Origin of the sequence: Desulfovibrio desulfuricans (genome assembly GCF_024460775.1) — a bacterium.
Classification (GTDB): Bacteria; Desulfobacterota; Desulfovibrionia; order Desulfovibrionales; family Desulfovibrionaceae; genus Desulfovibrio; species Desulfovibrio desulfuricans_E.
Window position 1 is genome coordinate 61,463 of the sequence record NZ_JANFYZ010000014.1, and the last position, 7,284, is coordinate 68,746.

Below are 7,284 nucleotides of genomic sequence, written 5' to 3' on the forward strand. Positions count from 1 at the left end.
GTAGACGGGGAAAGATAAATTATGTCTAACTTGCATTATTAAGCGAACGCCCACTTTTCGCAAAGGGTATGGGCCTGAAATACACCGCGCCACTTCAGTGGAACATGCTTTTTCTGCCAAGTTTCTTCGCTATAGACACCCTTATTATGTTCTTCTGCTCGTGAGATTCATCATTGGTGGAATGCATATTTGCAAGCCAACGGTCGTCATATCTGCCGATGCCCCATATCCCTCCACGCCATGCAGGGTGATATCCAATTCCTTTTAATTGTCCCAAAACTGTCATCCCGTCTATTGGTGGCTGGCGATATATGGTATCCGTCTATTGTTGATAGCAAAAAAAAGATGCCATAAAATCAATATCTAGACAATCTTGTGACTGCACTATTTGAAAATATGTCTTTGTGATTATTTCGAGGGGAATGAATTTCTGATCGTCAACCGTGATCCGCGGGGGGTGCTGGCCTGGCAGGCAAAAAATTGCGTCAATCTTGCGTGTTGATTAGCTCTTTTTCTACAATACCCGTGCAAAATTCAGATATCTGATGCGCGTCCGTTGGCAACCGAAGTGAAAATTTTTTAAAAGTTGTAGCGCGTTTTTTGAAAAGCAATGCTAATCGTTGTGCCGGAGAATGGGCCTGAACCTCTTTAGGCAGCTTGTACAAGGTTCCCAGCGATAATGCGCAAGGTGCATACAAGGTCCGCGGGGTATCTGCTTCCATTGAAAGCGGACAGCGGGATGATTGTTTTAAAATTTTTCTCACGGGCAGCACGCCCGTGCAATATTTGCCTGCGGCGCGCTGAGAGCAATCTTGGGGCGCCTTTTGTTTGGGTTAGTAGAAATGTTTTATGCGACATTTAAGCGTGTTGTCGCATGGAAGATGCAATTTGTGGATAGTCTGTATATTCTGTGCATTAGCCGCATGTATTGAATTTTTGTTATGCAAAATTGATCTTTTTAGTGGTGAATTGAAGATTGATAGCTAACTATTCTTTATAATGTAACATATGTATTTAATATGGTGGTTGTTGTTTGGATATATTATGTTGAGGTTATGTTATAAAATATTGTTATTGCATGATAAAAAAATTCATTTAACTTCTAATGTTATCATGGCTCATGCCGATACGCTTGATATTGTGCAGTTTGTATTGACTTCAAGAGTAGTTTGTTGTTTGTATCTATATAAATTTTTACCTTGATCGATAGCAAAAGTGCTGGTTCTAGCAATATGTTTGATCCTGTGCCTGTTTCTTAATTATTTTGAGGCGCATTTTTAGTGATGCATGTTTGATGCCCTAATGTTTTGTGATTCGCAATTGTGGGGGACTTATGAGTATCAAGCTGAAAGTTTTACTTCTATCAATACTCGGGCCAACGCTTCTTGCCATTCTGGTATTTGCATACGCAATGCAGAGCATATGGAAGTCTGAAGAAGAGGCTGTCCTTCAATCAGCACGCGGCATTGTCAGCATGGCTGAATCGGCGCGCCAGGAAATGGCCCTTAAGTTCAATGGTGTTATCAAGCCGCTTGATGAGATTTCGCGCGATAAACTGGTTGATGCCGTGCCGATCATCACGGCAATAAAAATGGCGCGGCAAAATGCGAGCAAGCTTGGTTACCGGTTTCGTGTGCCCAAATATTCCCCGCGCAATCCAGAAAATACGCCCAACGAGCTGGAAAAAACCGCCCTGGACAAAATCAAGTCGCAGGGCCTCACTGAGCTTGTAGTGCGGCAGCCCGACGCCATCCATTATTTTAAGCCAATAGCTCTGACCGCAGAGTGCATGTACTGCCATGGCGACCCAAAGGGTGCGCCAGACCCCATTGGCGGCATCAAGGAGGGCTGGAAGGAAGGCGAAATCCATGGGGCGTTTGAAATAATCTATTCTCTGGATGATGCCGTTAAAAGAACCCAGAACGCTGCCTTTGCTATTGGAGCAGCAACTATTATCATACTGGTTTTAATTGTGTGCGCTGTATGGTTTATCATGCGCAACAGCCTTGTGAATCCTCTTTTGCGGCTTCAGATATTTGCCCACCAGATTTCCGAGGGGGAACTGGATACGCAGCCGAAGGGCTCCTTTAAAGCGGAATTGCAGGCTCTGGAGCGCTCTCTGACAGCCATGGTGTCCCGCCTGAAAGAAAAGATACTCTTTTCCGAGCAAAAAACGGCAGAAGCCGAAGAGTCTGAAGCCCGCGCGCAGCAGCATGCCCAGGAAGCGTCTGATGCCAGGGACGATGCCCTTAAATCGCGTGCTGCGGGCATGGTTGAAGCTGCCAATATGCTTGATAGTGTTGTCGGCTCCGTTACCTCGGCATCTCAGGAAATTTCAGCCCAGGTTGAGCAATCCAGCAATTTCGCCTTGAGCCTCTCAAACAGCATGAATTCTGTTGCCGCTGCCATGGATCAGATGAATACCTCTGTTCATGAGGTATCAACCAATGCTGCGCAGGCTTCATCTTCCTCTGAACTGGTAAAAGTCAACGCGAATAAGGAACTTGGCGAAGTTCGCAATATGGTTGAAGCCATCAAGTCTGTGCAGACCATGGCAAACAGCCTGAAGACCGGAATGAGCGAACTGGGGCAAAAGGCTGAAGACATTGGCAAAATTATGAATGTCATTAACGATATTGCAGACCAGACCAACCTGCTGGCCTTGAACGCAGCCATTGAAGCCGCCAGGGCCGGAGATGCCGGCAGAGGCTTTGCCGTTGTTGCGGACGAAGTGCGCAAACTCGCAGAAAAAACCATGCTGGCCGTAACGGAAGTGGGCGATGCCATCAAGGCCGTGCAGCAAGGCACGCGAAACAACGTCAGCGGGGTGGACGTTGCGGTTGAAGCTATTTCCAAAGTTAATGACATGGCCGAGGGAACAGGGGAAGCCATCAGCCAGATCACACTCCATGTGAACGAAATGGCCGACCAGATTCAGGCCATTGCCCGCGCTGTGGATGAACAGACGCACGCTTCTGCTGAAATAACGCAAGCCATCTCTGCGGCTGATCAGAACACGTCCGAGACTTCGGCTGCGCTTCAGGAGATATCAACGGCACTGATTGACCTTTCGCAGCAGAGCCAGGTTCTTGAGTCTCTTATTACCAAGCTGCGTAATGGCGCAAAGCAGATTACGGCAAAGTTTGATTAGCGGAGCGCAAGCAGCGCGGAAAAACCGCGATAGCTACGGTTTTTTATTTGTATGGATAAGCTCGGGCGGGCAAAGCATGTCGCCCCCAGCACGCCAATGGTTCGTAAACAACGATTGAGCGCGCTCCTGGGGGCAGTGCATTGCCCGCCTTTACTTTGGCCTCAGGCATGCGGAATTGCGGAGTGCTGGCCTGTGCTATATACTGCCGTTCTATGATTATTCTTGGCGACAGAGACATCAAGACCCTCCTTCTGGATCTGGCGCAGCAGCGCGCGGTAGAAGACGTGCTCTCGCTGGCTGTTAAAAGCCTCGGCACCGCGCGCGATTCCGCGCTGGTGCGCATATGGCTTGTGGAGCCAGATACCGCCTGCCCCGCATGCGCAGATAACGCAATCTGCGCGGGCCGGGGGCGATGCCTGCACCTCAAGGCCAGCTACGGCAAATCCCGCATTGACGGCAGGCTGTGGACAGAAACTGAACTGTCTGGATTTTATCGCTTTCCCCTTGGCAGCAGGAAAGTCGGGGCCATAGCCCTGACCAACAAACCGCTTGAGGTTGCACGCATTGACGGCACGGAACCCTGGATTGCCGACCCACAATGGATCGAGCAGGAGGGCATTGTCAGCTTTGTCGGGCAGCCCCTTGTTTGCCGGGGGGAAACCCTTGGCGTCATAGCGGTTTTTTCGCGCGGCATGCTTGAAGCGGGCACCCTTGAACTCTTGCGCATGGTTGCCGACCATATCGCCTACGCCATTGCCAATGCGCGTCTTTTTGAAATAGCCGATGCCAGCAACCAGAAAAAAGAGCTGGAAAACGCTCACCTGCGCGAAGAACTCTACGAAGCGCGCAAGTTTACGGGCATAATTGGTAACAGCGCAGCAATCAAGGAAATTCGCGAACAGATTCAGATTGTCGGGGATACGGAAGCAACCGTACTCATTCAAGGCGATTCCGGCACGGGCAAAGAACTTGTCGCCCATGAACTGCACAAGCACAGCAAAAGAAAAACCAGCCCGTTTATCAAGATAAACTGCGCCGCAATCCCACAGCATCTTTTTGAAAGCGAATTTTTTGGTCATGCCAAGGGGGCTTTCACTGGCGCTATCAGTGACCATATGGGATTTTTTCAGCTGGCTGACGGCGGAACCCTTTTCCTTGATGAAATTGCCGAGATTCCGCTGGAGCTTCAAGGCAAGCTGTTGCGGGTCATACAGGATGGAGAGTTCAGGAGAGTCGGGGAAGGCAAAAGCCGCCGCACCGATGTACGGATCATCGCCGCCACCAATAAAAATCTGAAACAGGCCATCCAGAACAAAACGTTCAGGGACGATCTGTACTACCGCCTGCAAGTCTTCCCCATCATCATGCCCAATCTTAACGAGCGGGAAGAAGACATCCCCCTGCTGGTGCGGCATTTTATCGGCGTTTTTTGTAAAAAAAATGGTCGCTGCACTTTTGACCTGTCGGAAGAACAGATGCTCAGGCTGCGGCGCTATAGCTGGCCGGGCAACATCAGGGAATTGCAGAATTTTGTTGAAAGAATGGTCATCACCGGGCGGCCAGAGCAGGCCCTGGCCTATCTTGCCCTTTGCGGGCCAGCGGATCTGTCGGAAAAAGCCTGCGGCGAGCCTGCCAGCGGCCCGCAAAAGATTTTCACGGAAAAGCAGATGCGGCACATGGAAAAAGCCAATCTGAAAGCCGCGCTGGAGCGCACAAACTGGCTCATATACGGCAACCGGGGCGCTGCGGCCCTGTTGGGGATAAAACCAACAACCCTTATTTCCCGGCTCAAACGGTTTGACCTGTATAAGCTCCGCCCGGCATCCATATCTTTTGACGAACCAAAGGATTTTTCCGGGGCCGACTAATTCATGCAGTTCCCCATGAAAAAAGGCGAAGTTCCGGCGGCAATGGCGTGCTCCGAAACTTCGCCTTTCACATCATCTGCCTGCAGTGCAGATCAGCTCAGGACGAGGTTAATGAGGGCTGTGGAGGAACGGCATTTCCTATCCCTCGCCTTCGGCCTGGCTTTGCTTTCCAGCCCCCTTGAGGCCGTACATGGTTGTACTGCCTGAGGACCAAAATTCCATCACTTCGCATTGCACCATTGAAGTCAGTATCTTTTTTACTTCTCTGGGGCCTTTTTCAGGAAAAATATCCAGAAAGTCTTTGAAGTAAAACTTGGTTTTGTTTTTCTCAGCGATGAAATCAACGATTTTTTGTTGATCCGGCGTCATTAGGAACCTCATTGTCGTGGGCACCCCGCAGAGGGGAGCGGGGTGCCCCAGACTGTTAGAACTTGAACTGCGTGCTCTGGCGCCAGGTGTAGTAGGCGGGATCACGGAAGTCATCGATAAGGTGGTGGGTAAATTCAAGGCCGGTCATCTTGAAGAAGGTTTCCCAGCCGATGCGTTCAGCCCAGTCGCCCAGACGTTCGTACTTGTTGGCGTTGGCCGCGTATACGTCCACAATATGCTTGATGGTTTTGGTCAGTGTGGGCCAGCGGGGCGGCTCGTTGGGGATGTAGCCCACAACGACCTTGGAGAACTTGGGCATGCTGATGCGGTTGGAAACCTTGCCGCCAACCATGATGGCAACGCCGTCGCCTTCGGCATCCGAGATAGGCAGGGCGGGACACATGGTGTAGCAGTTGCCGCAGTACATGCAGCGCTCTTCCTTGATGGCGATGGAGTTCACCTTGTTGCCGTTGTGTTCCACCTTGGTGGGGCGCACAGCGGCGGTGGGGCAGGCGGAAACAGCCAGCGGGATTTCGCAGAGCTGGTCAGCCCATTCATGATCGACCATGGGAGGCTTGCGGTGGATACCCACAAGGCCGATGTCCGAGCAGTGTACAGCGCCGCACATGTTGATGCAGCAGGCCAGCGCTATACGCACCGGGGCGGGCATGCGCATGTCTTTAAACTCTTCAAAAAGGGCGTCCATCACGGCCTTGACCGGGCCGGAGGCGTCGGTTGCGGGGGTGTGGCAGTGCAGCCAGCCCTGGGTGTGCACCATGTTGCTGATGCCAGCGCCAGTGCCGCCCACGGGGAACTTGAACGAACCACCATCAAACTTGCGGCTGTTCAGGTCGTCGCGCAGTGCTTCCATAGTGGCTTTGTCTTCCACCATGAATTCAATGTTGCTGCGCGTTGTCCAGCGCAAATGGCCGCCGCAATACTTGTCGGCAATATCGCACAGTTCGCGGATATGCGTGATAGACATGGTACGGGTGCCGCCAATGCGCACCGTATAGCATGTTTCGCCGCTTTCAGCCACGTGCACGAGCACGCCGGGCTCCAGAATCTCGTGATAAAGCCATTTGCCAAAGTTCCTGGCAATTACCGGCGGAAAGAATTCATTATATTTGCGGGGGCCAATATCGCTGATACGGCCTTCCATCGGTTTTGCGGGATTGTACCCGGAAGAAATAAAAGCCATGTTCTTCTCCCCCTTTGACTAGCGTTGATGACGTTTGCGGTAAGCAGCAAGGTCACGGTTCCAGCCGCCAGGCACTTCTTCTTCCTTGAAGAAGATGTACGGGTTGGAACGCGGTTCCTTCACATGGTAGGCAGCGGCGGGAGTGTCGGTGACTTCCAGCAGCTTCTGGAACGACAGGCGCTTCATGGTTTCACCCACGCGCTCGCGGTTCTTGCCTTCTTCCATCCACCAGTCCCAAATCTTTTCGATGACTTCTTTCACGTCATCGTAAGGGGCTTCACAGGAAACGAAAGGCACGAGCAGCGAACCCATCTGGGCGCCGTCCACCACGGGGGCCTTGGCGCCTACGAGGATGCTCGCGCCGCGTTCGTCACCGATGTGCAGAGCGCGGGGCATGGTGTTGATGCAGTGCATGCAGCGCACGCAGTCGGCGGTCTTGATGGAAAGCTTGGAGCCGTCCCACTTCATGCACTTGGAGGGGCACAGATCCACGACTTCCTTCTGGATGTCGAACTTGCCCCAGTCGCGACCGGAGTGAGCGCCGGCGTTGGGGGCGAATTCGCCGCCCACGTAGCCCTTCACGGCGTCCTGGTCGATCTTGATGTCGTCCTTCCAGGTACCGACAACGGCAAAGTCGGAACGCGCCATGGCGCACACGCAGCCGTTGGGGCAACCGTCGAACTTGAACTTGAACT

4 protein-coding genes and 1 pseudogene are annotated in these 7,284 nt (G+C 52.0%); 2 read left to right on the forward strand and 3 right to left on the reverse strand.

What is annotated here, in order from left to right:
* Window positions 1-1,411: 1,411 nt before the first annotated feature.
* Window positions 1,412-3,151, forward strand: a complete 1,740-nt coding sequence (locus NE637_RS13270; protein WP_227119507.1) for a methyl-accepting chemotaxis protein — start codon at window positions 1,412-1,414, stop codon at window positions 3,149-3,151.
* A 212-nt stretch (window positions 3,152-3,363) separates the two neighbouring features.
* Window positions 3,364-5,019, forward strand: a complete 1,656-nt coding sequence (locus NE637_RS13275) for a sigma-54-dependent Fis family transcriptional regulator (protein WP_227119508.1) — start codon at window positions 3,364-3,366, stop codon at window positions 5,017-5,019.
* A gap of 138 nt (window positions 5,020-5,157) precedes the next feature.
* On the opposite strand, the gene NE637_RS13280 is transcribed toward NE637_RS13275, so the two are convergent.
* The 3 genes and pseudogenes from NE637_RS13280 to NE637_RS13290 all read right to left on the reverse strand — a co-directional run.
* Window positions 5,158-5,388 (reverse strand): dissimilatory sulfite reductase D family protein, encoded by a 231-nt coding sequence (locus NE637_RS13280; RefSeq protein WP_215648696.1) that lies wholly within the window; start codon window positions 5,386-5,388, stop codon window positions 5,158-5,160.
* Between the two features lie 55 nt (window positions 5,389-5,443).
* Entirely contained in the window at window positions 5,444-6,589 is a 1,146-nt protein-coding gene (gene dsrB / locus NE637_RS13285; protein ID WP_256186114.1) for a dissimilatory-type sulfite reductase subunit beta, read from the reverse strand.
* Between the two features lie 18 nt (window positions 6,590-6,607).
* Window positions 6,608-7,284, reverse strand: a pseudogene (locus NE637_RS13290) (dissimilatory-type sulfite reductase subunit alpha); the annotation flags it as partial.

Coding starts and splice junctions, on each gene's coding strand:
- NE637_RS13270 (WP_227119507.1), top strand. CDS start 1,412: ATGCAGAGCATATGGAAGTCTGAAGAAGAGGCTGTCCTTCAATCAGCA.
- NE637_RS13275 (WP_227119508.1), top strand. CDS start 3,364: ATGATTATTCTTGGCGACAGAGACATCAAGACCCTCCTTCTGGATCTG.
- NE637_RS13280 (WP_215648696.1), bottom strand. CDS start 5,388: ATGACGCCGGATCAACAAAAAATCGTTGATTTCATCGCTGAGAAAAAC.
- dsrB (WP_256186114.1), bottom strand. CDS start 6,589: ATGGCTTTTATTTCTTCCGGGTACAATCCCGCAAAACCGATGGAAGGC.